The sequence below is a fragment of the Agrobacterium sp. V1 genome, from assembly GCF_030518355.1.
Lineage (GTDB): Bacteria > Pseudomonadota > Alphaproteobacteria > Rhizobiales > Rhizobiaceae > Agrobacterium > Agrobacterium cucumeris.
On record NZ_JAULSF010000001.1, the window covers coordinates 2,623,683 to 2,650,200 of the forward strand.

At 58.6% G+C, this 26,518-nt stretch carries 24 protein-coding genes; 17 read left to right on the forward strand and 7 right to left on the reverse strand.

Annotated elements, in window-relative coordinates; all coding sequences use genetic code 11:
• Window positions 1-5: 5 nt before the first annotated feature.
• The 4 genes from QSV77_RS12605 to dnaQ are packed head-to-tail and all read left to right on the forward strand — an operon-like array spanning window position 6 to window position 2,754.
• Window positions 6-605, forward strand: a complete 600-nt coding sequence (locus tag QSV77_RS12605; protein ID WP_302733703.1) for a Maf-like protein — start codon at window positions 6-8, stop codon at window positions 603-605.
• Entirely contained in the window at window positions 598-1,458 is an 861-nt protein-coding gene (locus tag QSV77_RS12610; RefSeq protein WP_302733941.1) for a shikimate dehydrogenase, read from the forward strand. Before QSV77_RS12605 ends, QSV77_RS12610 begins: the two co-directional genes overlap by 8 nt.
• A complete protein-coding gene (coaE, locus tag QSV77_RS12615; RefSeq protein ID WP_302733704.1) occupies window positions 1,458-2,063 on the forward strand; it encodes a dephospho-CoA kinase in 606 nt (201 codons plus the stop codon). Before QSV77_RS12610 ends, coaE begins: the two co-directional genes overlap by 1 nt.
• Window positions 2,056-2,754: a DNA polymerase III subunit epsilon gene (dnaQ, locus tag QSV77_RS12620; protein WP_142842130.1), complete on the forward strand. Its 699-nt coding sequence runs from the start codon at window positions 2,056-2,058 to the stop codon at window positions 2,752-2,754. Before coaE ends, dnaQ begins: the two co-directional genes overlap by 8 nt.
• A gap of 122 nt (window positions 2,755-2,876) precedes the next feature.
• Here dnaQ and secB read toward each other — a convergent pair whose 3' ends face one another.
• Window positions 2,877-3,359 (reverse strand): protein-export chaperone SecB, encoded by a 483-nt coding sequence (gene secB / locus QSV77_RS12625; RefSeq protein ID WP_046799707.1) that lies wholly within the window; start codon window positions 3,357-3,359, stop codon window positions 2,877-2,879.
• Between the two features lie 103 nt (window positions 3,360-3,462).
• A complete protein-coding gene (locus tag QSV77_RS12630) occupies window positions 3,463-4,023 on the reverse strand; it encodes an FxsA family protein (protein ID WP_302733706.1) in 561 nt (186 codons plus the stop codon).
• 151 nt (window positions 4,024-4,174) lie between these two features.
• On the opposite strand from QSV77_RS12630, the gene QSV77_RS12635 reads away from it, so the two are divergent.
• The 5 genes from QSV77_RS12635 to gyrB all read left to right on the forward strand — a co-directional run bounded on the left by QSV77_RS12635 (window position 4,175) and on the right by gyrB (window position 9,503).
• Window positions 4,175-4,873, forward strand: coding sequence for a Tim44/TimA family putative adaptor protein (locus tag QSV77_RS12635; RefSeq protein WP_142842128.1), 699 nt, complete (start codon window positions 4,175-4,177; stop codon window positions 4,871-4,873).
• Complete coding sequence (locus QSV77_RS12640) at window positions 4,870-5,982, forward strand: murein transglycosylase A (RefSeq protein WP_302733708.1); 1,113 nt, start codon at window positions 4,870-4,872, stop codon at window positions 5,980-5,982. Before QSV77_RS12635 ends, QSV77_RS12640 begins: the two co-directional genes overlap by 4 nt.
• Complete coding sequence (locus tag QSV77_RS12645) at window positions 5,979-6,548, forward strand: Smr/MutS family protein (protein WP_302733709.1); 570 nt, start codon at window positions 5,979-5,981, stop codon at window positions 6,546-6,548. Before QSV77_RS12640 ends, QSV77_RS12645 begins: the two co-directional genes overlap by 4 nt.
• Window positions 6,545-6,910 carry a helix-turn-helix domain-containing protein gene (locus QSV77_RS12650; RefSeq protein WP_046799712.1) on the forward strand — a complete coding sequence of 122 codons (366 nt, stop codon included), beginning with the start codon at window positions 6,545-6,547 and terminating at the stop codon, window positions 6,908-6,910. The genes QSV77_RS12645 and QSV77_RS12650 overlap by 4 nt, the downstream gene beginning before the upstream one ends.
• A 157-nt stretch (window positions 6,911-7,067) precedes the next feature.
• Window positions 7,068-9,503 (forward strand): DNA topoisomerase (ATP-hydrolyzing) subunit B, encoded by a 2,436-nt coding sequence (gene gyrB / locus QSV77_RS12655; RefSeq protein ID WP_269700777.1) that lies wholly within the window; start codon window positions 7,068-7,070, stop codon window positions 9,501-9,503.
• Between the two features lie 103 nt (window positions 9,504-9,606).
• Here the strand turns inward: gyrB and QSV77_RS12660 are convergent, their stop codons facing one another.
• Window positions 9,607-10,209: a nitroreductase family protein gene (locus QSV77_RS12660; RefSeq protein WP_302733710.1), complete on the reverse strand. Its 603-nt coding sequence runs from the start codon at window positions 10,207-10,209 to the stop codon at window positions 9,607-9,609.
• A gap of 128 nt (window positions 10,210-10,337) precedes the next feature.
• Between QSV77_RS12660 and QSV77_RS12665 the strand changes: the two genes are divergently transcribed.
• The 8 genes from QSV77_RS12665 to QSV77_RS12700 all read left to right on the forward strand — a co-directional run bounded on the left by QSV77_RS12665 (window position 10,338) and on the right by QSV77_RS12700 (window position 18,593).
• Window positions 10,338-11,180 carry a fumarylacetoacetate hydrolase family protein gene (locus tag QSV77_RS12665; RefSeq protein WP_142842123.1) on the forward strand — a complete coding sequence of 281 codons (843 nt, stop codon included), beginning with the start codon at window positions 10,338-10,340 and terminating at the stop codon, window positions 11,178-11,180.
• 126 nt (window positions 11,181-11,306) lie between these two features.
• Window positions 11,307-12,539: a polyhydroxyalkanoate depolymerase gene (locus tag QSV77_RS12670; protein ID WP_302733712.1), complete on the forward strand. Its 1,233-nt coding sequence runs from the start codon at window positions 11,307-11,309 to the stop codon at window positions 12,537-12,539.
• Between the two features lie 69 nt (window positions 12,540-12,608).
• Complete coding sequence (locus tag QSV77_RS12675; protein WP_302733713.1) at window positions 12,609-13,376, forward strand: M48 family metallopeptidase; 768 nt, start codon at window positions 12,609-12,611, stop codon at window positions 13,374-13,376.
• Between the two features lie 99 nt (window positions 13,377-13,475).
• A complete protein-coding gene (locus tag QSV77_RS12680) occupies window positions 13,476-14,138 on the forward strand; it encodes a phosphoribosylanthranilate isomerase (protein ID WP_302733714.1) in 663 nt (220 codons plus the stop codon).
• A 1-nt stretch (window position 14,139) separates the two neighbouring features.
• Window positions 14,140-15,360, forward strand: coding sequence for a tryptophan synthase subunit beta (gene trpB / locus QSV77_RS12685; RefSeq protein ID WP_302733715.1), 1,221 nt, complete (start codon window positions 14,140-14,142; stop codon window positions 15,358-15,360).
• A 4-nt stretch (window positions 15,361-15,364) separates the two neighbouring features.
• Window positions 15,365-16,204 carry a tryptophan synthase subunit alpha gene (gene trpA, locus QSV77_RS12690; RefSeq protein WP_271362635.1) on the forward strand — a complete coding sequence of 280 codons (840 nt, stop codon included), beginning with the start codon at window positions 15,365-15,367 and terminating at the stop codon, window positions 16,202-16,204.
• A 26-nt stretch (window positions 16,205-16,230) separates the two neighbouring features.
• Window positions 16,231-17,127, forward strand: a complete 897-nt coding sequence (gene accD / locus QSV77_RS12695) for an acetyl-CoA carboxylase, carboxyltransferase subunit beta (RefSeq protein WP_142842117.1) — start codon at window positions 16,231-16,233, stop codon at window positions 17,125-17,127.
• A gap of 86 nt (window positions 17,128-17,213) precedes the next feature.
• Window positions 17,214-18,593: a folylpolyglutamate synthase/dihydrofolate synthase family protein gene (locus tag QSV77_RS12700; RefSeq protein ID WP_302733716.1), complete on the forward strand. Its 1,380-nt coding sequence runs from the start codon at window positions 17,214-17,216 to the stop codon at window positions 18,591-18,593.
• Window positions 18,594-18,640: 47 nt separating this feature from the next.
• Here QSV77_RS12700 and trxA read toward each other — a convergent pair whose 3' ends face one another.
• The 4 genes from trxA to QSV77_RS12720 all read right to left on the reverse strand — a co-directional run bounded on the left by trxA (window position 18,641) and on the right by QSV77_RS12720 (window position 26,505).
• Entirely contained in the window at window positions 18,641-18,961 is a 321-nt protein-coding gene (gene trxA / locus QSV77_RS12705) for a thioredoxin (RefSeq protein ID WP_142842115.1), read from the reverse strand.
• Between the two features lie 77 nt (window positions 18,962-19,038).
• Window positions 19,039-22,596: a double-strand break repair helicase AddA gene (gene addA / locus QSV77_RS12710; protein ID WP_302733717.1), complete on the reverse strand. Its 3,558-nt coding sequence runs from the start codon at window positions 22,594-22,596 to the stop codon at window positions 19,039-19,041.
• Window positions 22,586-25,771, reverse strand: a complete 3,186-nt coding sequence (gene addB, locus QSV77_RS12715; RefSeq protein ID WP_302733718.1) for a double-strand break repair protein AddB — start codon at window positions 25,769-25,771, stop codon at window positions 22,586-22,588. The genes addA and addB overlap by 11 nt, the downstream gene beginning before the upstream one ends.
• The gene (locus QSV77_RS12720) at window positions 25,768-26,505 is read right to left on the reverse strand and encodes a nucleotidyltransferase family protein (RefSeq protein WP_302733719.1); all 738 of its coding nucleotides are present in this window, start codon (window positions 26,503-26,505) and stop codon (window positions 25,768-25,770) included. Before QSV77_RS12720 ends, addB begins: the two co-directional genes overlap by 4 nt.
• Window positions 26,506-26,518 lie beyond the last annotated feature (13 nt).

The following is a 26,518-nucleotide window of genomic DNA, read 5'->3' on the forward strand; positions in this document are numbered from 1 at the left end:
AGTCGATGAAACAAGAGTTGATCCTCGCCTCGTCCAGTGCATCCCGCCAAATGCTGATGAGCAATGCGGGGCTGACATTTTCTGCAATACCCGCGGATATTGATGAGCGTGCGCTCGATGAGCAGCTGGAACGAGACGGCGCGAACCCGGAAGAGGTCGCGCTGGAACTGGCAAAGGCAAAGGCCCTTGCAGTCGGCAGGCTGCACCCGGCGACGCTGGTTCTTGGATGTGACCAGACCATGGCGCTCGGGACCCGTGTCTATCATAAGCCGAAAACCATGGCGGAGGCCGAAGCCCATCTGCTGTCATTGTCAGGTAAGGTTCACCGGCTGAACAGTGCCGCCGTTCTCGTTCATGGCGGTGAGGTGATATGGCAGACGGTCTCCAGCGCGGAACTTGCCGTGCGGATTTTGACCGCCGAATTTGTCTCCCGTCATTTGCAGCGGGTGGGTCACAGAGCCCTGACCAGCGTCGGCGCCTACCAGCTCGAAGGGGAGGGAATCCAGCTATTCACCTCCATCGAGGGGGATTATTTCACGATTCTTGGCCTACCGCTTTTGCCACTTTTATCGAAACTGCGCGACATGGATGTCATCGATGGCTGATTCACGTGAAACATTAACCATAAACGCCTTCGTCGCGGGTTACCCGATCAAGCATTCGCGCTCACCGATTATCCATTCCTACTGGCTAAAGAAATTCGGCGTTGCCGGGTCCTATAGGGCTGTGGAAGTTTCTCCGGACGATTTTCCGAATTTCATTGCCACACTTAAGGAAGCCAAACCGGGTACGGCGGTTGGAGGCAACGTCACCATTCCGCACAAGGAAGCCGCTTATAACTTAGCCGACAGCCCCGATGCTCTGGCAGAAGAACTGGGTGCCGCCAACACCATCTGGGTGGAAGAAGGTAAGCTCCACGCCACCAATACGGATGGTTATGGTTTTGTCGCCAATCTCGATGAGCGCCATCCCGGCTGGGACAAGACCGATCGTGCGGTGGTTTTGGGAGCCGGCGGTGCGAGCCGGGCGGTCATTCAGTCCCTGCGCGATCGGGGTATTGCCGAAATCCACGTCCTGAATCGTACGGTTGAGCGCGCCCGGGAACTGGCCGACCGTTTTGGCCCCCGGGTTTTTTCGCACCCGCAGGCGGCACTTCATGAAGTCATGCGGGGTGCCGGGCTTTTCGTGAATACGACATCGCTCGGCATGGACGGCACCGAAGCGCCTGAATTCGATTTTTCGCCACTCGCCACCAACGCCGTCGTGACTGATATCGTCTATGTACCGTTGAAAACACCAATTCTGAAGATGGCGGAAGCGCAGGGCATAACAACGGTGGATGGGCTCGGTATGCTGCTTCACCAGGCAAAACCCGGCTTCCAGCGATGGTTCGGTGAAATGCCGCAAGTTGATGAAACTCTCCGCTCCCTGATCATTGCGGACATGGAGAAACATTGATGATCGTCATCGGTCTCACCGGCTCGATAGGAATGGGGAAAACGACGACGGCGAAGCTGTTTGCCGAAGAAGGCGTTCCGGTTCTGGATTCGGACGAGGTCGTACACGCGCTTTATCGTGGACAAGCGGTTCCGCTGATTGAAGCGGCCTTTCCCGGTACCAGCATTTCCGGCGCTGTGGATCGGCAGAAACTCGCTGAAGTTCTGCGCGGGAATCCGGCTAATTTCAACAGACTCGAAGCGATTGTCCACCCGCTGGTCCGTGAAAGCCAGGAAGCCTTTCTGGCGGAGGCGAGGGAAGATGGTCGCCAGTTCGCCCTTCTCGATATTCCATTGCTGTTTGAAACCGGGGCGGAGAAGCGTGTCGATAAAATAGTGGTGGTGAGCTGCGCGCCGGACATTCAACGGCAGCGGGTTTTATCCCGGCCCGGCATGACGCAAGAGAAATTTGAAATGATCTTGGCCCGGCAGATGCCAGACGCCGAAAAGCGCCAGCGCGCCGATTTCGTAATCGATAGCGGAAATGGTGTCGAAGCGGCACGGGATCAGGTAAGAGGAATATTGCAGAGATTGGCCAAGACGGGTCACGGAGAGAATAATGCGTGAGATCATTTTCGATACGGAAACCACGGGCCTCGAATCGAAACTGGATCGTGTGATCGAAATCGGCGGCATTGAGCTTATCAACCATTTTCCGACCGGCCGGACGCTGCATCTTTATATCAGCCCGGAAGACCGCAAGGTTCATCCGGACGCGCTTGCGGTTCACGGCATCACCGATGACTTCCTGAAAGACAAACCAAAATTCGCCGAAGTCGTCGATCAGATTCGCGATTTTTTCGAGGGTGCCCGCTGGGTGGCGCATAATGCGACATTCGATATGGGTTTCATCAATGCTGAATTTGCCCGTCTCGGCATTGAGCCTGTCGCAGCCGATTTGGTGACGGACACGCTTTCGCTCGCCCGTCGCAAGAACCCGATGGGACCGAATTCCCTGGATGCGCTTTGCCGGCGTTACGGTATCGACAATTCCCACCGCACAAAGCACGGCGCGCTTCTCGACTCCGAATTGCTTGCAGAAGTTTATATCGAAATGATCGGCGGGCGTCAGACGGCCCTCGGTTTCGGTTCCGCCGCCAAGCAGGAAGCAGTCATCATTGAGGACGATGTGCCACTCGAGCCGCTACAGAGGCCGAGGGCATTGGCGTCGCGGCTGGATACGGAGACGGTTGCAGCCCATGGCAAGCTCGTTCTCGGCATGGGCGACAAGGCGATCTGGAACCGTTACCAGAATTAAGGTCTGCTCAGACCCAAAAACAGCGAATGCCGAAAAAGAAAAATGAAGACAAAGAAAAATGAAGGCAAAGAAAAACCCGGGCGAAGAACCCGGGTTTGTTTTTTCGAAGGCTGTTGAAGGCTTCAGTTCGGTACGGCCTGAACCTTGGCTCTGGCCTGCTCTTCGGCAACGCGCTGGGCGAACATCTGAGCGAAATCGATCGGGTCGATCATCAGCGGCGGGAAACCACCGTTGCGGGTAACGTCCGCAATGATCTGGCGGGCGAAGGGGAACAGCAGGCGAGGGCACTCGATGAACAGCACCGGCAGCATGTGCTCCTGCGGGAAACCGGCAATGCGGAACACGCCGCCATAAACCAGCTCGGCTGCGAACAGGACCTTGTCACCATCCTTGGCTTCCGCGTTCAGCGACAAAACAACATCGAAATCCGAACCGGAGATCGGGTTTGCGTTGACATTGACGTTGATGTTGATCGCCGGCGCATTGTCACGAGCCTGGAGCGAACGAGGTGCGCCCGGATTTTCAAAGGAAAGATCCTTGATGTACTGGGTAAGAATGTTGAGGGAAGGACTAACTGCGCCCTGTGCACCATTTTCAGCGGTCATTACGTTTCCTCGCGGCGTGAATTCGTGGATGGCGGTCTATCATTTCGACCGGAGCCTTACAACCCTTCGTGATCGGGGCCTTACATGGGTTCTGAGGGGCGGATCAGGGCTTGGGCAGATCGCGATCGTCCGGCTTGTGCGACCATGGAGAGCCCTTCTGCTCTTCACGGTGAAACTCCTCCTCGTCCAGATCAACCACTTTCGAATTGCCCGCATGTCCCGGACCATTGCGGAACCCGGAATAGTCTCCCGGCTGGGGACCGGCCTGATGACCTGATTGCCGGCCCGATTGGCGGAACGAACCCGCCACGACGACACGCGGTCCAAAAGCCTTCCAGAAAAAACGCCGCACCGTGGTCGAAAGAAGCAGAAGGCCGAGGATGTCAGTGATGAAACCAGGGATGATAAGCAGGATCCCGGCAACGACCCGCATGGCGCCGTTGACCAGCTCGTCCGCCGGCTGGGCGCCGGTGCGTCCGGCATCTTGGAGATTTCTCACCATGCCGATGCCGCCGAGGCGCAGGATGAGCAATCCGAGAAACGACGTGAAGAGAACGAGTGCCAGGGTCAGCCAGAGGCCTATGGCTTTGCCGACAATAATAAAGCCGGCAATTTCGAGAATGGGCATCATCAGGATGACAATGGGGAGAAAGGAAAAACGCATCTTCTAGCCTTGCGTGTGCATCTCTGGCAGATTGCCGGTTCCTGAGGACACCCTGGGACACCAATGATTGAATCTGCACATTTGAATGATGATAAGATGCAGACTATATGATGGTGTGGTTTTCGAATTTAAATGGCGGTTTTGGTAAAAGATGGGCTTTAGCGACTTTATCACATTGTTTTTTCTCGTTGCGGCGGTGCTGATATTCCTTCAGTTGCGCAGTGTTCTCGGCCGCCGGACGGGCAATGAGAAACCGCCATTCGATCCCTATAGCCCGCGCGATGTCGCCAAAGGCCCTGTAACGGATGATAACAAGGTCGTGACCCTGCCGAAACGCGGTGAGGCCGAGGATGAAAATCCCTTTGCCGAGGCGGATGCTCTGGCGCCCGTCGATTCTCCCTTGAATGCGTCCCTGCGCGAGGTGATGACCAAGGACCCGACGTTCCGGCCCAAGGAATTCCTGAACGGTGCTCGCATGGCCTATGAGATGATCGTTATGGGTTTTGCCGATGGCGACCGGAATACTCTCAAGAATCTCTTGTCGAAAGAGGTCTTCGAAGGCTTCGAGGCGGCGATCTCCGAACGCGAAAGCCGCGGCGAAGTCGTGAAATCCACTTTCGTGGGTATCGAGAAAGCCGATATCACCCAGGCTGGCATTCGCGATTCCGAGGTGCAGATCACGCTGAGGATCGTCAGCCAGCTGATTTCGGCAACCTATGACAAGGACGGCAAGCTGGTGGATGGTGACCCGGATGCGGTTGCGGAAGTGGACGATATCTGGACCTTCTCGCGTGACATGCGCTCGCGCGATCCGAACTGGAAGCTGATCGCCACCGAATCCGAGCAATGACCGCGCCCTTTTCGATCGAGGAAGTTGCTTTCCAGAACCTGCCCGGCTGGCAGGATGACGATCCCGGTAAGCTTTTTCCGGTGATGCGGACGGTTCTGTCTCATCTCCGGAATGCGAAACCTTACAGGAGCGGTGCGCTGGGGCTGACCGCTGCTGAGCTGGTTTCTCTTCTGGAAATGGCCGATGAGAAGGACGGAGCTAGTCCGGAACAGGCCCGCCACTTCTTCGAGACGAATTGTGTACCCTTTAAAATTTCTCCATCTGGAGGAAAAAGCGGTTTTGTAACCGCCTTCTATGAACCCGAGCTGGAAGTATCATCCGTTCGTGATGATGTATGGTGCCACCCAATCTATCGAAGACCGCCTGAGCTGGTGGATATAAACGACGATAATCGTCCCGCCGGTTTCGATCCATCCTATGCTTTTGCAAAAGCGGAAGAGGATGGCATTTCCTATTTTCCCGATCGCCGGGCGATCGATGAGGGATATCTGGAGGGTAGGGGTCTTGAGATCGCCTGGGCGAAATCGAAAGTCGACCTGTTTTTCGTCCACGTTCAGGGTGCGGCCCGTCTGGTGTTTCCGGATGGTACGGTAAAACGCATCACTTATGCGGCCAAGGCCGGGCATCCGTTTTCACCGATCGGACGGCTGCTTCTGGATCGCGGCGAACTAGATCCGAAAACGATCTCGATGCAGACGATCCGCAAGTGGCTTGCCGACTACCCGGATGAGGTAAATGAGGTGCTGTGGCATAACCGCTCCTTCATTTTTTTCCGCGAGGCAGATGTGGTGGATCAGGACATGGGACCGATTGCCGCCGCCAAGGTGCCGCTGGTTGCCGGGCGGGCGCTGGCCGTGGACAGGCTTATCCATACTTTCGGTTTTCCCTTTTTTATCCATGCGCCAACCCTGACCCATCTGGATAATGGAAAACCCTTCGCCCGGCTGATGCTGGCGCTTGATACGGGCTCGGCTATCGTCGGCCCGGCGCGGGGCGATATTTTCACCGGCTCCGGTTTCGAGGCAGGAGAGCTTGCCGGCACGGTGCGTAATGAGGCCGATTTTTATATACTGCTGCCGCGCGTTGCTGCGGAAAGGTATCGGCGATGAAAAGCAGTCGAAAGCTTGGCAAGGAAGAACGCATTCTGTGGGGCAAGGTCGCAAGAACCGCGCGGCCTATCTCCGGCAGGCTGGAGGATTTGCTGGCTTTCGACGACATAGAAGAGGCGCCGACGGAGGCCATTATCCCGCAAAGCGTCAGCAGCCCTTTTCCGCGCATGCTCGCAGAACCGATCGACGTTCCGCCGGCAACCTTGGAGAAAAAGCCGAAAATTCATCAGCCGATGGAAAAACCGGTCAAACGCAAACTAACCCGTGGCCGGTTGCCGCTGGAAGGGCGTATTGATCTGCACGGCATGTTTCAGAGCGAAGCCCATGCAGTGCTCTTGGATTTTCTATTGCGTGCGCATGAACGGGGTCTGAGGCACGTGCTCGTGATCACCGGCAAGGGGCGCTCGATCGGCAGCGACGGCGCGCTGAAAAGAGCGGTGCCCATGTGGTTTTCCAAACCGGAATATCGTCACCTCATTTCGTCCTACGAGGACGCATCCGCCAATCATGGCGGCGACGGCGCCCTCTATGTGCGACTGGCGCGCCGGCGGGGCGAAAAATCATGACGCCGTTTGCCGAGGCCGTGCGGCAGCTTCGTGAACGCAAGGGCGTGACGCAGAAGCAGATGGCGGCGGCAATCGGTGTGTCGCCCGCCTATCTCTCGGCGCTGGAGCATGGCAAACGCGGCAAGCCGAGCTTTGATCTGCTCCAGCGTATCGCCGGATATTTCAACATCATCTGGGACGAGGCGGAGGAATTGTTCTTTCTGGCTGGTTCGTCCGACCCCAAGGTGGTGATCGATACGGTCGGGCTTGCGCCGCAATATACGGCTTTCGCCAATCGCCTGGCGCGGGATATTCGCAAGCTGTCGCCGAGTGTGATAGAGGAACTGTCAGCGGTGCTGCAAAAAAGCCGTTCTTGCGATTGAAACCCCCTCTATCCCCTGCTTTATGCAGCATCCTGAAGCATGCGGCCTTTGGGATTGGGTGTAGAATTTCTATAGTCGCATGTCGGATTTGAGTGATTCGCTGGCTTCAGGCCTTCTCACTGGAAAACCTGGCCAGGAAACTTTGGAAAGAGTACTTATGACCGAAACATCGTCAAGCGAAGTCGGCGTGAACACGGAATACGGAGCCGATTCGATCAAGGTCCTCAAGGGTCTTGATGCCGTGCGCAAGCGGCCCGGCATGTATATCGGCGATACCGACGACGGTTCGGGCCTCCACCACATGGTCTACGAAGTGGTCGACAACGCCATCGACGAGGCGCTCGCCGGTCATGCCGATCTGGTGACGGTGACGCTGAACGCCGATGGATCGGTGACGGTGACGGATAACGGCCGCGGCATTCCAACCGATATCCACCCTTCCGAAGGTGTTTCCGCTGCCGAAGTCATCATGACCCAGCTGCATGCGGGCGGAAAGTTCGACCAGAATTCCTACAAGGTGTCCGGCGGTCTGCATGGCGTGGGCGTCTCGGTGGTCAATGCGCTGTCCGTCTGGCTGAAGCTCAGAATCCGCCGTAACGGCAAGCTGCACGAAATCGGCTTCACCCATGGTGTTGCCGATGCACCGCTTTCGGTGATTGGCGAATATGAAGGCCGCTCCGGCACGGAAGTTACCTTCCTGGCAAGCCCTGAAACCTTCACCATGACGGATTATGATTACGGCACGCTGGAACACCGCCTGCGCGAACTGGCGTTCCTGAACTCCGGTGTCCGCATCCTGCTTACCGACAAGCGCCATTCGGACGTCAAGCAGCAGGAATTGCTGTATGACGGCGGGCTTGAGGCCTTCGTCCGTTATCTGGACCGCGCCAAGAAACCGCTGGTGGACAAGCCTGTTGCCATTCATGGCGAGAAGGACGGTATCACCGTCGAGGTCGCGCTGTGGTGGAACGACAGCTACCACGAGAATGTGCTCTGCTTCACCAACAACATTCCCCAGCGCGATGGCGGCACCCATATGGCCGGTTTCCGCGCGGCGCTCACCCGTCAGGTCACCTCCTATGCCGATACGTCAGGCATCATGAAAAGAGAAAAGGTGAGCCTGCAGGGCGAGGACTGCCGCGAAGGCCTGACGGCCATTCTCTCTGTCAAGGTTCCTGATCCCAAGTTCTCCTCGCAGACGAAGGACAAGCTCGTTTCGTCGGAAGTGCGCCCGGTCGTGGAAAGCCTCGTCAACGAAGCGCTCTCCACCTGGCTGGAAGAGCACCCGTCGGAAGCGAAGATCCTCGTCGGCAAGGTGGTGGAAGCGGCCGTCGCCCGTGAAGCCGCCCGTAAGGCGCGCGAATTGACGCGTCGCAAGGGCGCGCTCGATATTGCTTCTCTGCCCGGCAAGCTTGCCGACTGCTCCGAGCGCGATCCGGCCAAATCCGAACTCTTCCTCGTCGAGGGCGACTCCGCCGGCGGTTCCGCCAAGCAGGGCCGCTCGCGTGAAACGCAGGCCATCCTGCCGCTTCGCGGTAAGATCCTCAACGTTGAACGCGCCCGTTTCGACAAGATGTTGTCCAGCCAGGAAATCGGGACGCTGATCACCGCGCTCGGCACGTCGATCGGCAAGGACGAATTTAACGCCGACAAGCTGCGTTATCACAAGATCATTATCATGACGGATGCTGACGTCGACGGCGCCCATATCCGTACCCTGCTGTTGACCTTCTTCTTCCGCCAGATGCCGGAACTGATCGAGCGCGGCCATCTCTATATTGCCCAGCCACCGCTTTATAAGGTGACACGCGGTAAATCGGTGCAGTACCTCAAGGATGAGAAGGCGCTGGAAGAATACCTCATTTCCATGGGTCTTGAAGAAGCATCGCTGACCCTCGGCACCGGTGAGGTTCGAGTCGGCGCCGATCTTCGCGAAGTCATTCTCGATGCGCTGCGCATGCGCTCGCTGATCGATGGTCTGCATTCTCGCTACAGCCGTTCAATCGTCGAACAGGCTGCCATCGCCGGTGCACTTAACCCGGAGCTTTCGGCCGATGCCGCCCGTGCTCAGGAAACCGTTGCTGAAGTGGCCCGACGTTTGGACATGATTGCGGAAGAAACCGAGCGCGGCTGGTCCGGCACAGTGCTGGAGGATGGCGGTCTGCGCTTCGAGCGCATGGTGCGCGGCGTCAAGGAGGTCTCGACGCTCGATATGGGTCTGCTCGGTTCGGCCGATGCCCGCCATATCGATCAACTCACGGCCCGCACCCGGGAAATCTACGCCACGCCGCCGGTCCTGCAACGCAAGGATGGCACACTGGAACTGGCAGGACCTCGCGCTCTCCTGGATGCGATTTTCGCCGCCGGTCGCAAGGGTCTTTCCATGCAGCGTTATAAGGGTCTCGGCGAAATGAACGCCGAGCAGCTGTGGGAAACGACGCTCGACGCCAATGTCCGCTCGCTGCTGCAGGTCAAGGTCAACGATGCAACCGACGCCGACGGCCTGTTTGCCCGCCTGATGGGTGACGAGGTGGAACCGCGCCGCGACTTCATCCAGGAAAATGCGCTCAGCGTCGCCAACCTCGACATTTAATCCTGTGCAGCGTCTCGCGTAGCGATTCACGTGAAACGAAACTTTAACAAAAGGCCCGGCGATCAATAATCGCCGGGCCTTTTGTTCTCAGAATCGCCAGATATCAATCGGCCTTGCCAGTGAAGCGCCCCTCGAAAGCCACGTCCGCAAGCGGCAGGCGCTTGCTCGGCACTTCCCTTTCCGCCAGATCGTCCGGAAGGACGGAACTGTCGGTCAGCGTACCGATGGCGATCCCGGCTTCCACCTTGTAGCCTTCAGGAATACCCAGCGCCTCAACGATCCTGTCCTTCAGGATGCCGCCCATGCCATGGGCATGATACCCGAGCAGATGCGCCTGCATCGCGAGTGAAAACCAGGCAGCGCCAGCGTCGAAAGAATGGGTTGCGGAAGGTTTTTTCTCGCCTTCGCGGGAGATATTGTAGCCCCGGGAAACCACGAACAGCAGCACTGAGGCATTTTTTGCCCAGCGCTGGTTTCCTTCCATCAGCAGCTCCACGAAGAGCGGCCAGTCTTCGCTGTCCTTGTGGGCATAGATAAATCGCCATGGCTGCAGGTTGGATGCCGAGGGCGCCCAGTGAGCCGCATCCAGAATGGTCAGCAAATGTTCCTGCGATATGGCACTGCCATCAAAGGCGCGCGGAGACCAGCGGTCGAGGAAGAGGGGATCGACGGGATATTCGGATTGCCGGGAATTGCTGTTCGTCACGGGCCATGTCCTTTTGGTTGACGGGAAGGAAAAGGTATTTTTCGAAACTTGCCGCAGTCAAGGGGTGACAAGGATGAATGCATCGTTCATATATGCATCATCTTGTCTGACAACCGGGAGAGAGTTCCATGAAATTGATGCGCGTTGGCCAGCCCGGCCAGGAAAAGCCTGCCATTCTCGACGCGGAAGGAAAAGTCCGCGATCTGTCTGCCCACGTGAAGGATATCGGCGGCGACGCCATCTCTCCCGAAGGCCTCAAGAAGATTGCTGCCATTGATCTTGCCACGCTGCCGGTTCTGAACGAAGAGCGCATCGGCGCCTGCGTTGCGGGAACCGGAAAGTTCATCTGCATCGGCCTTAATTTCTCCGACCATGCCGCCGAAACAGGTGCGACCGTACCGCCGGAGCCTGTCATTTTCATGAAGGCGACCTCGGCCATCGTCGGCCCGAACGATGACGTTACCATTCCGCGCGGCTCCGAAAAGACCGACTGGGAAGTCGAGCTTGGTGTCGTCATCGGCAAGACCGCGAAATATGTCTCCGAAGCTGATGCCCTCGATTATGTCGCTGGTTATTGCGTTTCCCACGATGTTTCCGAGCGCGCCTTCCAGACGGAGCGTGCCGGGCAGTGGACCAAGGGCAAGTCCTGCGACACCTTCGGCCCGATCGGCCCATGGCTGGTAACGAAGGACGAAGTTACGGATCCGCAGAATCTCGGCATGTGGCTGAAGGTGAATGGCCAGACCATGCAGGACGGCTCCAGCAAGACCATGGTTTATGGTGTGGCCCATGTGGTTTCCTATCTCAGCCAGTTCATGTCGCTGCATCCCGGCGATGTCATTTCCACCGGCACGCCTCCGGGCGTCGGCATGGGTCAGAAGCCGCCGCGTTATCTGAAGGCCGGTGATGTCGTGGAACTCGGCATCGAGGCCCTCGGTTCCCAGAAGCAGACTTTTGTCGCCGACATCTGATTGCCGCTAGGCATTCAACTGAAATTGAGGCGTCGGCGGGAAACTGTCGGCGCCTTCGATTTTGTGCACTTGCGAAAAGCTGCTATGGTCAAAAAAAGAGCTTGATCCGCGAGGGAGGCGTCATCAGTGTTCTACCATCTCTATGAAATGAACCATGCGGCCATGATGCCGCTGCGCGCCGGTGCCGATATGATGCGCCAGGCTTGCAATAATCCGCTGAACCCGCTTTCCAGCACTGCTTTCGGCCGTAGCCTCGATGCCGGTTTCGAGGTGTTCGAGCGCCTGACCCGCCGTTACGTCAAGCCCGAATTTGGTCTTGGCAGTACGATTGTTGATGGCCATAGCGTCACTGTGGCGGAAGAGATCGTATGGTCGCGTCCGTTCTGCAATCTCGTTCATTTCAGAAGAGAACTTGATGCGGCTCGTCAGTCCGATCCGAAGGTTCTGCTGGTGGCGCCGATGTCCGGTCACTACGCCACCCTGCTGCGCGGGACGGTAGAGGCCCTATTGCCTTCAGCGGATATCTACATCACCGATTGGACCGATGCCCGCACCGTGCCGGTGAGTGAGGGGACTTTCGATCTCGACGATTACATCAGCTATGTCATTGAGATGTTGCAACAGATCGGCCCGGGCGCGCATGTAGTCGCCGTGTGTCAGCCATCCGTGCCGGTGCTGGCCGCCGTTTCCCTGATGGAAACGGATGGAGATCGTTTTGCGCCGGCATCCATGACGTTGATGGGCGGGCCAATCGATACGCGCATCAATCCCACCGCCGTCAATGGTCTCGCCAAAGCCAAGCCGATTGAATGGTTCCGCGACAACGTCGTCATGCAGGTGCCGTGGCCGCAGCCTGCCTTTGGCAGAAATGTCTATCCCGGCTTCCTGCAACTGTCCGGTTTCATGTCCATGAACCTCGACAAGCACATGACGGCGCACAAGGATTTTTACCTCAACCTCGTCAAGAATGACGGCGATTCCGCCGAAAAACATCGCGAATTTTACGATGAATATCTGGCAGTCATGGATTTGACGGCGGAGTTTTATCTGCAGACGGTGGAAACCGTCTTCATTGACCATGCGCTTCCCAAGGGAAATATGCAGCACCGGGGCAGGGTGGTTGATCCCGCCGCCATTCGCAATGTCGCATTGTTCACCGTGGAAGGTGAGAATGACGATATCTCCGGCGTCGGCCAGACAAAGGCCGCCCATGATCTTTGCCGGAACATCCCCGATGAAAAACGCGCGCACTATATGCAACCCGATGTCGGCCACTACGGCGTGTTCAACGGTTCGCGGTTCCGCAAGGAAATTGTGCCGCGCATGCTGGATTTCATACGCAAACACCAGACCGCATAGGGGTGAGACCGCGGGCGGTGCCGCGCATTTGCATGGCCAAACCGGCGGCGAATCGGCTATGAACAGCGCATGTTTTCGCTCTTCGGAAAATCCGTGAAATCGCCGGCAGCCAAAAAGGCCGCACCCAGCCCGCGCACTGTCGCTGTGGCGGGCAGACAGGTGCCGATCACGGTAAGGGAAAATCCGCGCGCCACCCGCATTACCCTGCGTATTGAACCCGGTGGCCGGGCGCTGAAGCTGACGATCCCGATGGGACTCCACCACAGCCAGGTTGATGATTTTCTCGAGAGGCATCAAGGCTGGCTGGAAGGCAAGCTTCTGAAATTCAGCCCTGATGACGGTCTGCGTCCCGGCACGACCATCGATATTCGCGGCGTACCCCACCGCATAGATCACACCGGTAGCCTGCGCGGCCTGACCCATGTTGCTGAAGACGCGGACGGTGCGGCTATCCTCAAAGTCAGCGGTGCGCCGGAACATCTGAGACGGCGGATCGCAACTTTCCTGAAAAAAGAAGCGAAGGCCGATCTGGAAAGGCTGGTTGCGGTTCATGCGCATGCGGCCGGCCGGCCGGTGCGGTCGATCAGCATGAAGGATACCCGCAGTCGCTGGGGCTCGTGCTCTCATGATGGAAATCTGAGTTTCTCCTGGCGCATCGTCATGGCCCCGGAAAAGGTCATCGATTATCTCGCCGCCCACGAGGTCGCTCATCTCAGGGAAATGAACCACGGCCCGAAATTCTGGGCTCTATGTGAAAAGCTTTGCCCGCACACAGAAGAAGCCAAGGGCTGGCTGAAGCGCCACGGCTCTAAACTGCACGCCATCGATTTCGATTGAAACTTGAGGTGCGGATCGCCATCTGGATTCACGTGAAACATTCCATAGATGAATGCGATTTGGCTCGACTCTCGTCGCATTTCATGTCAGGTCGCGGGTATGAAACCGGATATCAAGATTTGCGGATTGAAGACACCGGAAGCGCTGGAGCGCGCCGTCAGGCGCGGCGCGTCCTATGTCGGTTTTATCTTCTTTGAAAAAAGCCCGCGCAACATCGAGCCCGATATCGCAGGCAGGCTCGCGGATGACGTCCGTGGCGCCGCCAAGGTTGTCGCCGTCACCGTCAATGCTGATAATGATTACCTCGATGAGATCGTCGATCTCGTAAAACCGGATATCCTGCAATTGCACGGTAGCGAAAGCCCGGAGCGACTGCTGAACATCAAGGCGTTGTATGGCCTGCCTGTCATGAAGGCCATTTCCATTCGTGATGCCGCTGATCTTGCCAAAATCGACCCTTATATCGGTATAGCCGACCGTTTCCTGCTGGATGCCAAGGCGCCCGCCGGTTCCGACCTGCCGGGCGGTAATGGTGTTTCCTTCGACTGGACCATCCTGCGCTCTCTTGACGGAAGTATTGATTACATGCTTTCCGGGGGGCTGAACAAGGACAATGTCGCGGAAGCTCTGGCGGAAACCAGGGCAAGTGGATTAGATTTATCGTCCGGCGTCGAAAGCGCACCGGGCGTCAAGGATCTGGCCATGATCGATGCATTTTTCGATGTGGTGAATGATTGGTCGAAAGGCCCAAAGGGAGCTTGAAGTGAACGACGCGCCAACACCCAATTCTTTCCGCGCTGGTCCCGATGAGGACGGCCGTTTTGGCATTTACGGAGGCCGCTTCGTTGCCGAAACGCTGATGCCGCTTATTCTGGATTTGCAGGCGGAGTGGGACAAGGCCAAGAACGATCCCGAATTTCAGGCGCAGCTGAAATATCTCGGCGCTCATTACACCGGTCGTCCGAGCCCGCTTTATTTCGCGGAGCGCCTGACGGCGGAACTCGGCGGCGCGAAGATTTATTTCAAGCGCGAAGAGCTGAACCACACCGGCTCGCACAAGATCAACAATTGCCTCGGCCAGATCCTGCTTGCCAAGCGCATGGGCAAGACCCGCATCATCGCCGAAACCGGTGCCGGCCAGCATGGTGTGGCCTCGGCCACCGTTGCCGCGCGTTTTGGCCTGCCTTGCGTGGTTTATATGGGCGCGACGGATGTGGCCCGCCAGGCCCCGAATGTTTTCCGCATGAAGCTTCTGGGCGCCGAAGTTAAGCCGGTAACGGCTGGCCACGGCACCTTGAAGGACGCCATGAACGAGGCCCTGCGTGACTGGGTCACCAATGTCGACGACACCTATTATCTGATCGGCACCGCAGCCGGCCCGCATCCCTATCCGGAAATGGTCCGCGATTTCCAGGCTGTCATCGGCGAGGAAGCCAAGGTGCAGATGCAGGAGGCGGAAGGCCGCCTGCCGGATCTTGTCGTGGCGGCTGTCGGCGGCGGCTCGAATGCTATCGGTATTTTCCACCCGTTCCTCGATGACGAGAACGTCCGCATCGTCGGCGTTGAAGCCGGTGGCAAGGGTCTTTCAGGCGACGAGCACTGTGCATCGATCACCGCCGGGTCGCCCGGCGTTCTGCATGGCAACCGGACCTATTTGCTGCAGGATGAGGACGGCCAGATCAAGGAAGGCCACTCCATTTCCGCCGGTCTCGATTATCCCGGCATCGGCCCTGAACATTCCTGGCTGAACGATATCGGCCGCGTCGAATATGTGCCGATCATGGACCATGAGGCGCTGGATGCCTTCCAGATGCTGACCCGCCTCGAAGGCATCATTCCGGCACTGGAGCCGAGCCACGCATTGGCTGAGGTCATCAAGCGCGCGCCGAAGATGGGCAAGGATGAGATCATCCTGATGAACCTTTCCGGTCGCGGCGACAAGGATGTCCACACCGTCAGCAAGTTCCTTGGAATGGATGTATAATATCATGACTGCACGTATGGACAAGCGCTTCGCCGATCTGCGCGTTGAAAATCGCCCGGCCCTGATCACCTATTTCATGGGCGGCGACCCGGATTTCGAAACCTCGCTCGGCATCATGAAGGCGCTGCCGGAAGCGGGCGCCGATATCATCGAACTCGGCATGCCGTTTTCTGATCCGATGGCGGACGGCCCGGCTATCCAGCTTGCCGGACAGCGGGCGCTGAAGGGTGGCCAGACGCTGAAAACCACGCTCGATCTCGCACGTGAGTTCCGCAAGGGTGACGATGCAACACCGATCGTGATGATGGGATATTATAACCCGATCTATATTTACGGTGTCGACCAGTTCCTGGAAGATGCGCTGGCAGCTGGCGTCGACGGTCTGATCGTGGTCGATCTGCCGCCGGAAATGGATGATGAGCTTTGCGTTCCGGCTCTTGAGCGGGGTGTGAATTTCATCCGCCTCGCGACCCCGACGACGGATGGCAAGCGTCTGCCTGCTGTTCTTAAAAATACCTCAGGTTTCGTTTATTATGTCTCTATGAACGGTATTACCGGTTCCGCGCTGCCCGATCCCTCGTTGATCTCGGGCGCGGTCGGTCGTATCAAGGCGCATACGGAACTGCCGGTCTGTGTCGGTTTTGGTGTCAAGACGGCCGATCATGCGAAAGCGATCGGCGCCGTGGCGGATGGTGTGGTGGTCGGTTCGGCCATTGTCAACCAGATTGCCGGCAGCCTGACCAAGGACGGGAAGGCGACCGCAGATACCGTGCCGGCCGTTACGACGCTGGTAAAGGGACTTTCAACGGGCGTGCGTGCGTCGCGCCTTGCCGCTGCGGAATAAGCGCGGCTCAGTCAAGGAGTAATTGATTGAACTGGATCACCAATTACGTTCGGCCCCGGATCAATTCCATGCTTGGCCGCCGTCCGGAGGTTCCGGAGAACCTGTGGATCAAATGCCCGGAAACGGGTGAGATGGTCTTCCATAAGGATCTCGAGGATAACAAGTGGGTTATCCCGGCCTCGGGCTATCACATGAAGATGCCGGCAAAGGCGCGTCTCGTCGATCTTTTCGATGGCGGTGTCTATGAGGCTCTGCCGCAGCCAAAGGTGGCGCAGGACCCATTGAAGTTCCGCGATTCCAAGAAATACACCGATCGCCTGCGTGACAGCCGCACGAAAACCGAGCAGGAAGACACGATCCTTGCCGGCGTCGGCCTCCTGAGAGGCCTGAAGATCGTTGCCGTCGTGCATGAATTCCAGTTCATGGGCGGCTCTCTGGGCATTGCCGCCGGCGAAGCCATCGTCAAGGCATTCGAGCGCGCCATTTCCGAGCGTTGCCCGCTCGTCATGTTCCCGGCCTCCGGCGGTGCCCGCATGCAGGAAGGCATTCTTTCGCTGATGCAGCTGCCGCGCACGACCGTTGCAGTGAACATGCTGAAAGAAGCCGGCATGCCCTACATCGTGGTTCTGACGAACCCGACGACCGGTGGCGTGACCGCTTCCTACGCTATGCTTGGCGATGTTCATATCGCCGAGCCGGGTGCGGAAATCTGCTTTGCCGGCAAGCGTGTGATCGAGCAGACCATTCGTGAAAAGTTGCCGGAAGGTTTCCAGACATCGGAATATCTTCTGGAGCACGGCATGGTGGACATGGTGATCGACCGTCGCGAAATCCCGGACACGCTGGCCAATCTGCTTAAGATCATGACCAAGGCGCCTGCTGACAACGCAAACGCTGTCGTACCGCTGGCCGCTTCGGCCTGAGCAAAAAAATATGTCGCCCGAAGGCCTGAACGGCCTTCGGGATGATGCTATACGTTGCATGATTTCATCTTTGGTGCGGCGGACAAATGGCAAGCAAAACGCCTGAAAGGCGAACAGAAGACATGACGAAGCCCGCGATTAGTGAGGCAGAGAAGATCATTGAAGAGCTGATGCAGCTCCACCCCAAGGGTTTTGATCTTTCACTCGACAGAATTTCCCGTCTTCTCGAAAAACTCGGCAATCCCCAGAAGAGGATGCCGCCCGTTATTCATGTGGCAGGCACCAACGGCAAGGGTTCGGTCACCGCCTTTTGTCGTGCTTTGCTGGAGGCCGCAGGCCTTTCCGTCCACGTCCATACCTCTCCGCATCTCGTAAACTGGCATGAACGCTATCGCATCGGCGTTCCCGGCGATAAGGGCCGGTATGTCGAGGACGAGGTCTTTGCGGATGCGCTTCGCCGTATTGAAGCTGCCAATGGCGGCCAGATGATAACGGTTTTCGAAATCCTGACCGCCGCGATGTTCGTGCTCTTTGCGGAACAGCCTGCCGATGCCGCCGTTGTCGAGGTTGGTCTCGGCGGGCGCTTTGATGCGACCAATGTAATCAACAATCCTGCCGTGTCGGTCATCATGCCGATCTCGCTGGACCACCAGGCCTATCTCGGCGACCGCGTGGAGCTGATCGCTGCCGAAAAGGCCGGCATCATGAAGCCCGGTTCCCCCGTTATCATCGGCCACCAGGAATATGATGCGGCTCTGGAAACTCTTGTTGCCACGGCTGAACGCCTGGGTTGCCCGGCATCGGTCTATGGTCAGGATTTTTCCGCCCATGAAGAATTCGGCCGCATGGTCTATCAGGATGAATATGGCCTGACCGACGCGCCGCTGCCGCGGCTTCCCGGCCGCCACCAGCTTGCCAATGCCGCCGCCGCGATCCGCGCCGTCAAGGCCGCCGGATTCGAAGTAACGGAACGGATGATCGAAAAGGCCATGACCTCCGTAGAATGGCCTGGCCGTCTGCAACGCATTCAGACCGGCAAGATTGCCGAGATGGCTCCGAAGGATGCGGAAATCTGGGTCGATGGTGGTCACAACCCCGGCGCTGGCGAAGTGATTGCCGAGGCGATGGCAGGGTTTGAGGAAAAGACGCCCCGGCCGCTGTTCATTATCGCCGGCATGATCAATACCAAGGATCCCGTGGGCTATTTCAAGGCTTTTGCCGATATTGCCGAATATGTCTTCACCGTTCCGATCAGTGGCACGGATGCGGCGATTGATCCTGTCGTGCTCGCCCATGCGGCCTTTGATGCCGGGCTGGTCGCGGCACCGACCTCGTCGCTTACCGAGGCGCTGGACGAGCTGTCCCGTCGCCTCGATCCGGAAGGACCACCGCCGCGCATCCTGATCGGCGGATCGCTTTATCTTGCCGGAAATGCCCTTGCATTGAACGGCACGGTCCCCCAATAAAAAAAGCCCGGCAGTGATGCCGGGCTTTTTTCATTCCATAAAATGGCTTATGCGGCGCCGGAAATCCAGGCGGAAAGCGCTGTCTTGGGTGCAGCACCTACCTTGATATCGGCCACTTCGCCGCCCTTGAACATGGCGAGCGTCGGGATCGAGCGAACGCCGAACTTGGCGGCCAGTTCCGGGTTTTCGTCGATGTTGAGTTTTGCGACCTTGACCTTGCCGGCAAGCTCAGACGCGATTTCTTCAAGGCTCGGCGCGATCATCTTGCACGGACCGCACCATTCGGCCCAGAAATCCACCACAACGGGTTCGGAGGATTCGAGGACTTCGGACTGGAAGTTGGCGGCGTCGACTTTTACGGTAGCCATATCTGGCTCTCCTTTCAGCTAAACTTTTCCGCTATCGATGTGATGCGGGCGCGTCGGAATTTCAATGCCCCGGTATCTCACTTTGTCTTTATTGCGGCAAGAGCCTCTCTCATCGCAGCATCGCCAACCGTCACAAAACTGGCATTTTCCGTATAGATCAGCGCGCAGACAAATTCCTTGCCGGGATAAAGCGGCGCCAGAATTTCCCGATAGATGGCAAGCTGGGCCACGTGGGAGTAGGGGATCTCACGGGCTTCACGTGGAGGAACGCGGTTCGTTTTGTAATCCACCAGAATGACGCGGTCGCCATCCACCGCCAGCCGGTCGATACGGCCGGACACGGCATATTGTTGCCGGCCAATCGTCATCGTGCCCATGATGGATATTTCCGCGCGGCTGTTGGCGGAAAAGGCCGGTTGCACCGCCGGTTCGGACAGAACCCGCAAAATCGCCTGTATCAGATATTCGCGCTCGGCAGGAGGCCAGAAACGCGCCGCCCGTTCCGCATAACGCCGGGCCGCCGCTTCCCGCTCACTCTCGGCGAAATCCGGCAGGGCCTGCAGCATGCGATGCACCAGTCGGCCGCGTTGCAACGCGAGAGAGGAGACATCGGCTTTTTCGCCAAATAGCGGTGAACGCACGGCCAGATCGTCCGCGCCGTCATCGATGATGGTGCCCGCACCGGAAGGACTGAGCGGTCTCGGCAGCGAAGGCAGGGCCGGCAAGGGGGCAAGAAGTCCCACCGGAAGGGCGTAAACTTCGTCTAACTGCGGTTCTGGCACCCTCTGCGGCGCAGGTGTCGAGCGAGCTTCGGACTTGCGCCAGACAAGCCCCTGCCATTCTTCGCCATCGGCTGCGAACTGCTGCGGCTGGCAGTGATCCTGATTATCCGCAAGCGCTGCCTTGACGATGGCGTGCCAGCATTCGGGATTTTCTTTCTGGCCGCGATAACCACAGATAACCAGATGGTCGGCGGCACGGGTCATCGCGACATACAGCAGCCGGCGATATTCGTCTTCGGCGGCCGTCTTCAGGCGTTCCTCATCCAAGCGAATGAGATGATTGGAAAAGCCGCTGCCGGGCAGCCATACCGGGACCGCGTCCCCTTCCGCTTCGATGAAGCGCAGCTTCGGCACATGGCTGTGGTTGAAGGCTTTCGAACCGCCATCGACGACAAAAACGACTGGTGCTTCCAGCCCCTTAGAGGCATGCACGGTCATGATCCGCACTTCGCCACGGTCCTTGTCCTGCTCACGCTTCACTTCAGGCGAATCGGTCTCCAGAACGGACAGGAAAGCTTGCAGGCCGGGCAGCCCGGTTCTTTCATGGTCCAGCGCAAACGACAGAAACTCGTCCAGTACGTCGCTTGCCTCGTTGCCAAGCCGCCCGAGGAATTTTTTGCGCCCATCATGCAGTGTCAGAACCGCCGCGAAGAAATCATGCACGGTGGCCGTTTTTGAAAGCGTGATGAAGCTTTGCAGTTTTCCGGTAACGACGGAAAGATGGCTTTTCTCTTCCCGTGAAAGCACCTGCAGCCGCTGCCATACGCTCTCCGTCTCGGATCGTGTCGCGGTGATCTCGAAGACATCATCTTCGGTCAGGTTAAAGAGCGGGCTCTTTAACAGTGCGGCAAGCGAAAGATCATCCTCCGGCAGCACTACGAAACGGCCGAGCGCCAGAAGATCCTGCACGGCAATGTGGTCGGTCAGGCGAAGACGGTCGGCGCCAGCGACAGGAATGTTTTTACGTCGTTTCAACTCCCGCGTCAGCGCATTAACGAAGGCATGGCGTTTTCTCACCAGCACCAGAATGTCGCCTGCTTCGACGGCGCGTTCCACGCCCTTCTCAATAATAGTTTCGCTTCCGATCATGTCGGCGATCCGCGCAGCGATACGGCGGGCGACGATGGTAGCGGGTGCGCTTTCCCTCAAGGCATCAAAAGGCGCGGTCCAGTCTTCTTCGTCATCGGCAGTTTCCGGCGCCACCATGTCCCACACCTCCACGGTGCCAGGGTGCCCTGCGCGGTTGGAGCGATGTTCGACGGGCTCGTTATCGGCACTGAGGCCGCTGGCATTTTGCGGGATCGAGAAGACCTGATCGACGGCGGCCAGTACGTCCTCCGTCGAACGGAAAGAGAGCGGAAGACGTATGCGGTGAAAAGCCTGCTCCACCTGATCGACGCGCCTTTTGGTCTCGTCGCGCTCCTGCGAGAACCGTTCCGGCCGCGCACCCTGAAAGGAATAGATCGACTGTTTTTCATCACCCACGGCAAACAGCGTGCGCCGCCCCATGCGGGCGCTTTCGCCGGTGAAGAAATCCGCGGCCAGAGACTGGATGATCGACCATTGCACCGGGCTTGTGTCCTGCGCCTCGTCGACGAGAATATGGTCGATGCCCTGATCCAGCTTGTAATGCACCCAGGCACCCGCGGTATCGCGGTTGAGGAGATTGGCGGCGCGTTCGATCAGATCTTCGAAATCGAGCTGGCTACGCTGCTTTTTCAGATCCTCGAAATCACCGATCAGCCTTTCGGCCAGAACAAGCGCGCATTTCGTCGCCGCCAGCATCCGCACCAGACGATATCGGTTGCGGCAGGCAACGACATGATCCCGCGCCAGTGTCAGCGCGTCCACAAGATCGGGGGCGGATTTCTGCATGCCCTTGTTGATGACATAGGCATCCGATTTCTTCTCGCCCTTGGCCGTCAGCAGTGCTGCTTCGATGAACTCCATCCGCCGCACCGGGTCCGTCTGCCGTTTCGCTTCCCTTAGCGCATAAGCGACATCGATGACGCGCGATCCGCCCACCTCATCGGCAAGCGTCAGATAGGTGTCGAGCGCAAGGCCGGAAAGACCGGGCAGGGGCCAGAAGGCCGCCGCCGCCGTTTCCTCGGTTTCCTCATGATCGATCTGCATAGCCTGCCGCAAACGGGTATCGATGCCGCCGGATTGTTTTGCCTCGAGCAGAAAGGCGCGAAGGGCGCTGCGATTGGCGATAATGGCGGAGAGCAGTGATTCCAGCCCGCTTTCGTCGGCGAGATCAAGCACATAGGCAAGCGACTGCGCCAGTTCCGTGTCGCCTCCTGTCGAAACCGCCGTCAGAAGAGAGCTACGGGCCTCGGCCAGCAGGGTAGTGGCTGCGCGGTCATCGAGAACCGAGAAATGGCCGGCGACATTGGCTTCCAGCGGAAACTGATGCAGCAGGGCCTCGCAGAATGCGTGGATGGTCTGAATTTTCAGCCCGCCCGGCGTTTCCAGCGCCTTGGCGAACAGCCGCCGCGCTTCGGCAAGCTTTATGCGATCTGGCGCTTTGCCTTCAATGACTGTGATGCGCTCCCTGAGATCGGAATCCGGCAAAGTTGCCCATTCCGCCAGCCGGTCGAAGACACGGCTCGACATTTCAGACGCGGCAGCCTTGGTATAGGTGAGGCACAGGATCGCCGAAGGGCGGCATCCGGCCAGAAGCAGACGGATGACGCGCTGCGTCAACACGTGTGTCTTGCCGGAGCCGGCATTGGCCGACACCCATGCGGAACTTGCCGGATCGGAGGCAAGCCGCTGCCGGGCGCTGGTCCAGTCGATCCAGCTTTCGGGTGTATCGGCGGCGGGGCCGTGATCGACAGGATCAATCGTCATCGCCGTCTCCCGGTTCCGCCGTGGACCATTCCGAAACCCTGGCGAGATGGTCATATTCCCCGCCATAAGTTTGTTGCTCTTCCGGCACCAGCCGTGAAGCGAAACCGTTCTCGCCTTCGCGCAGTGAGCGCACGAATTTGGCAAGTTGCTCGATCGATTCCGTCGCCAGTTCAATGGCCGATTTTGGCGGTCTTTTGCCGCTGCGACTGGAATGTTCGTTATTGACCTGGTCGGCAAAAAAACGATCGCCCGGTCGCAGGCGCACATAGATAAGGTTTTCCGGCGTGGGCGAACCGGCTTCGCGGAAGGCGCCGCGCATCAGCGCCGCCGCTTCCAAAGCGAGTTGTGGATCAAGCAGCGCGCGCGCCTGATTGACGGATGGCGCAAGCCCGGTCTTGTAGTCGATAATATCCGCGTGACCGTTTGACTTGATGTCGATGCGGTCGGCAATTCCGGTCAGCCTTATCCCCGCCTCGGCTATTTCCTGGCCGGCGCGTGCCTCGAAAAAGCTGTGGCGAATGGATGGATGACGTTCCTTCTCCCAGTCGATGAAGGCGCGTGCCACCGCCGCAAAACGTGGCCGCCAGATGACATCCACATGCGGCGGCAGGTTTTCCGCGTCGAAACATTCGTCCAGAATGCGTTGCATGGCATCGAAAGAAGCCGGCGTGCCGGGGATGTGCCCCTCACGCGAATAACGCTCGATGATCGCGTGATAGAGCGTGCCGCGATCAGCGGCGCTTGGATCGCGGTTGAAGGGCTCGAGCGGGTCAAGCTTCAGGATACGCCGCGCATAGATCGAATAGGGATCACGGCGCAGCCGTCCCACTTCGCTGAAGGAATAACGGGTTGGCTGCAGATCAGCCGGCGGCTTGGGGGCAGGGCGCTTTGCCGCATCCTGATCGATGCTTTCATCCATCAGACCGGCCCAATGCCGATAGGTCTCGCCACGCTTCTTCAGCTCTCCGGCGAAATCCTCACCACCCAGTGCCAGCAATCGTTGCAGCCAGCGAGAAGCGACAGCCGGCGTCGAGCCCTGCCTCAACGCCCTGGTGTAAAAGATTTGCCGGATGCCGTTCGCCATCTCAAAGTCATGTGCCAGCTGGCCGATGCGCCGTTCCGGCGGCTCCAGTCCGATAGCGGTCTTCATGGTGCGCGACAAGAATGGGTTATTCGCCGTCTGGCCCGGCCAGAGGCCTTCATTGAGGCCGCCAATGACGACGGTGTCGACGCTTTGCAGGCGGGCTTCGAGCGCACCGAAGATAAAGATGCGTGGATGACGCATGGATCGCGGCTTGATCGATTCCCCGGCAACCAGCGCCGCAAATATGTCCGCCCATTGCGGCCCGTCCGCATCGAGGATTTCGCCGCTTTCCATCAATTCGCCGAACAGGCCGGAAAGCGTATCACCAGCCTCACCGGACCAGAGCGCGGCAAGATCGTTGTTTTCATCCGCACAGATCGCTTCGATCACGCGGCCCGTCCGCTCCGCCCAATGGGAGAGGGGCAATTTGTCGGTAAAGGCCCGGCCAGATTGATCCCGACGAATGAAGGCAGAGCCAAGCGGCTCGGTTGCAACGGCGATCCGCTGCGCCAGATCGCGGGCTGCTTCAAGGCTTCCTTCCGGCAATGCCAGCCGCCAGGCGGGCGGGTGCCGGTCATCGTGCTGCGCCAGCAGCTGCGCCTCCAGAACCGCTTTCAGATTACCGATTTCGGTTTCGACGCGGCCGCCACGCAGTGCTATGAGTTCCAGCGCTTTCGAGGCTTGTGTGAACGCCGCCTCCGAAAGCCCGAAACGGGAGAGTGGATGCTTCAGAAGCGAAATGATCGGCACCGGGTCTCCGGGCCGCAGGATCGCTTCCAGGGCCAGTTGTGTCAGCCCGGCCTGCGGTGTGGCAGAAAGTGGCGTACCGGCCGAATCGTCGGCCTCTATGCCGAAACGCTGCAATTCCGTCGCCACCCGCCGCGCCAAGCCGCGGTCGGGTGTTATCAGTGCGGCCTGCGAAGGGCGTCCAGCACCCGGAGCTTCCAGCGCCAGCCTGAGCGCCACCGCGATGGCGGTTGCCTCTTCGCGCTCGTTGGCGGCTTCTATCAGTGTGGCCGCCGCAAAAGCTTCGTCGAAGAAACCTGGGTCCCTGTCTTCGCGCCACCGGTTCCAGTCGCTGGTGGACTTGGCCGGCGCGAGCGCCGCTGAAAAAACGGCCGCGCGTTTTTCAAGATCGCTACCGATAGCTCCGATCTGATCCACGTCGTCGCGTAGGATGCCGAGCTTCTGCAGCAGCATATAGAGCCCGTATTGCGAATGGGTGCGGCTGGAAGGGTCGGTCGGGTCTTCGGCAATTGCCTCCCATTGCTCCTCTGACATGGCAAGATCAAGCCCCGGAAGCACGACGACGCCCTGCGGCAAGGCGGCAACGGCGGCGATGAGGTCGGCTGCGGCCGGAATGGAGCCAGTAGACCCGGCCACGATGATCGGTCCCGTATCCGGCAAATTGGCAAGTCGGTTTGCCTCGGCCCGCAAGATGCCGTTTCGATGCCGGCCGACCGAGGAGCGGTTGAGTTCGGCAAGGCGCGCCGGCCAGAAGACGCTGGCGATCTTCAGGAAATCCGCCGTCAGCTGCCACCATTGCGCATGTTCGCCGGTATCGAGATGCTGAAGCGCTTCCCAATCTTTTTCTTCCGTATCCATGGCATCGATCACCTCGCCAAGCGCACGCGCCAGCCATATGGCATCGGCGGGACTGGCGGGGGCAACGAGCGGCGAATCCGAATGGATTGCCCGGATGGCGTCCGGCAGGCTGTTGCGCCATGCCAGAATAAGGCGCGCCAGTTCGATCAGCCGGCCGGTGCCGGAAATCGGTGGTGCGAGATCCATGATCTCAGGATTTTCGATATCGAAAAAGCCGCTATCATCGTCCGTTTCGCCGAGCGGTCGGATCAGCGGCAGAATGGCGGATCTGCCTCCCAGAAGATCGACGAATTCGGAGCGCAGCACGCGGGCGGAACGTCGCGTCGGCACATAGATCGTCACCTTGGCAAGTGAAAGCGGATCGGCTGGATCATATCTATAGCCGGCTGTCAGTGTCCCGTCACACAGCGTTTCCGCGAGCGTTTTGAGGAACGGTGTTCCCGCAGCGATCGTCAGGACGCGCTTTTCGTGGCGAGACGTGGTCATGCAGAGCGTTTTTCCCTGAATTGCCGGATGATGTTTTCTGCGTCTTCAATGGCGTCGGGCGTGCCGACGGTGATCCAGTGCCCGTCAAGCGAAACCCCGGAAAGCCGGTCATTTTTAATGGCGCGGTCGAAATAGATGTTGAGGTTGAAAGCATCCGTCGGCGCATCTTCAAGCAGGCGCGAGTCCATGGCAATGGCGCCGGCATAAACCACCGGGTTCGGGTCGCCATCGCAATACCGCACCAATTTACCGTCGTCAGAAAGGTTGAAATCCCTTTTGCCGTTATGACCGGTGGTGCGATCCATATCGACACAGAGCAGGGCCATATCCATCCGCTCCGAATCGAAGAATTGCGCAAGCTTGCGCAGGTTGCTGACCGCACTCAATTGCTCGCCGATCCAGAATAGATCGGCGTTCATGACGAAGACCGGGCCGGGTTCCAGCAGCTTCAGACCCTTGGCGAGGCCGCCGCCGGAGTTCATCAGTTGCGCCCGCTCGTCTGAAATCAGGATTTCGACGTCGGAGCGGTGCTCCAGATGGGCGATCATCTGATCCGCATGGTGATGCACATTAACGACGATCGTCTCCGCCCCGGCTTCAACAAGCGCGTCGAGCGCATAATCGATCATCGGCTTGCCGGCAATCTTGACGAGCGGCTTCGGGATAGTATCGGTGATCGGGCGCATCCGCGTGCCAAGCCCGGCGGCCAGCACCATGGCGTTTTTGATCGTCATCGTCGTCAACCGT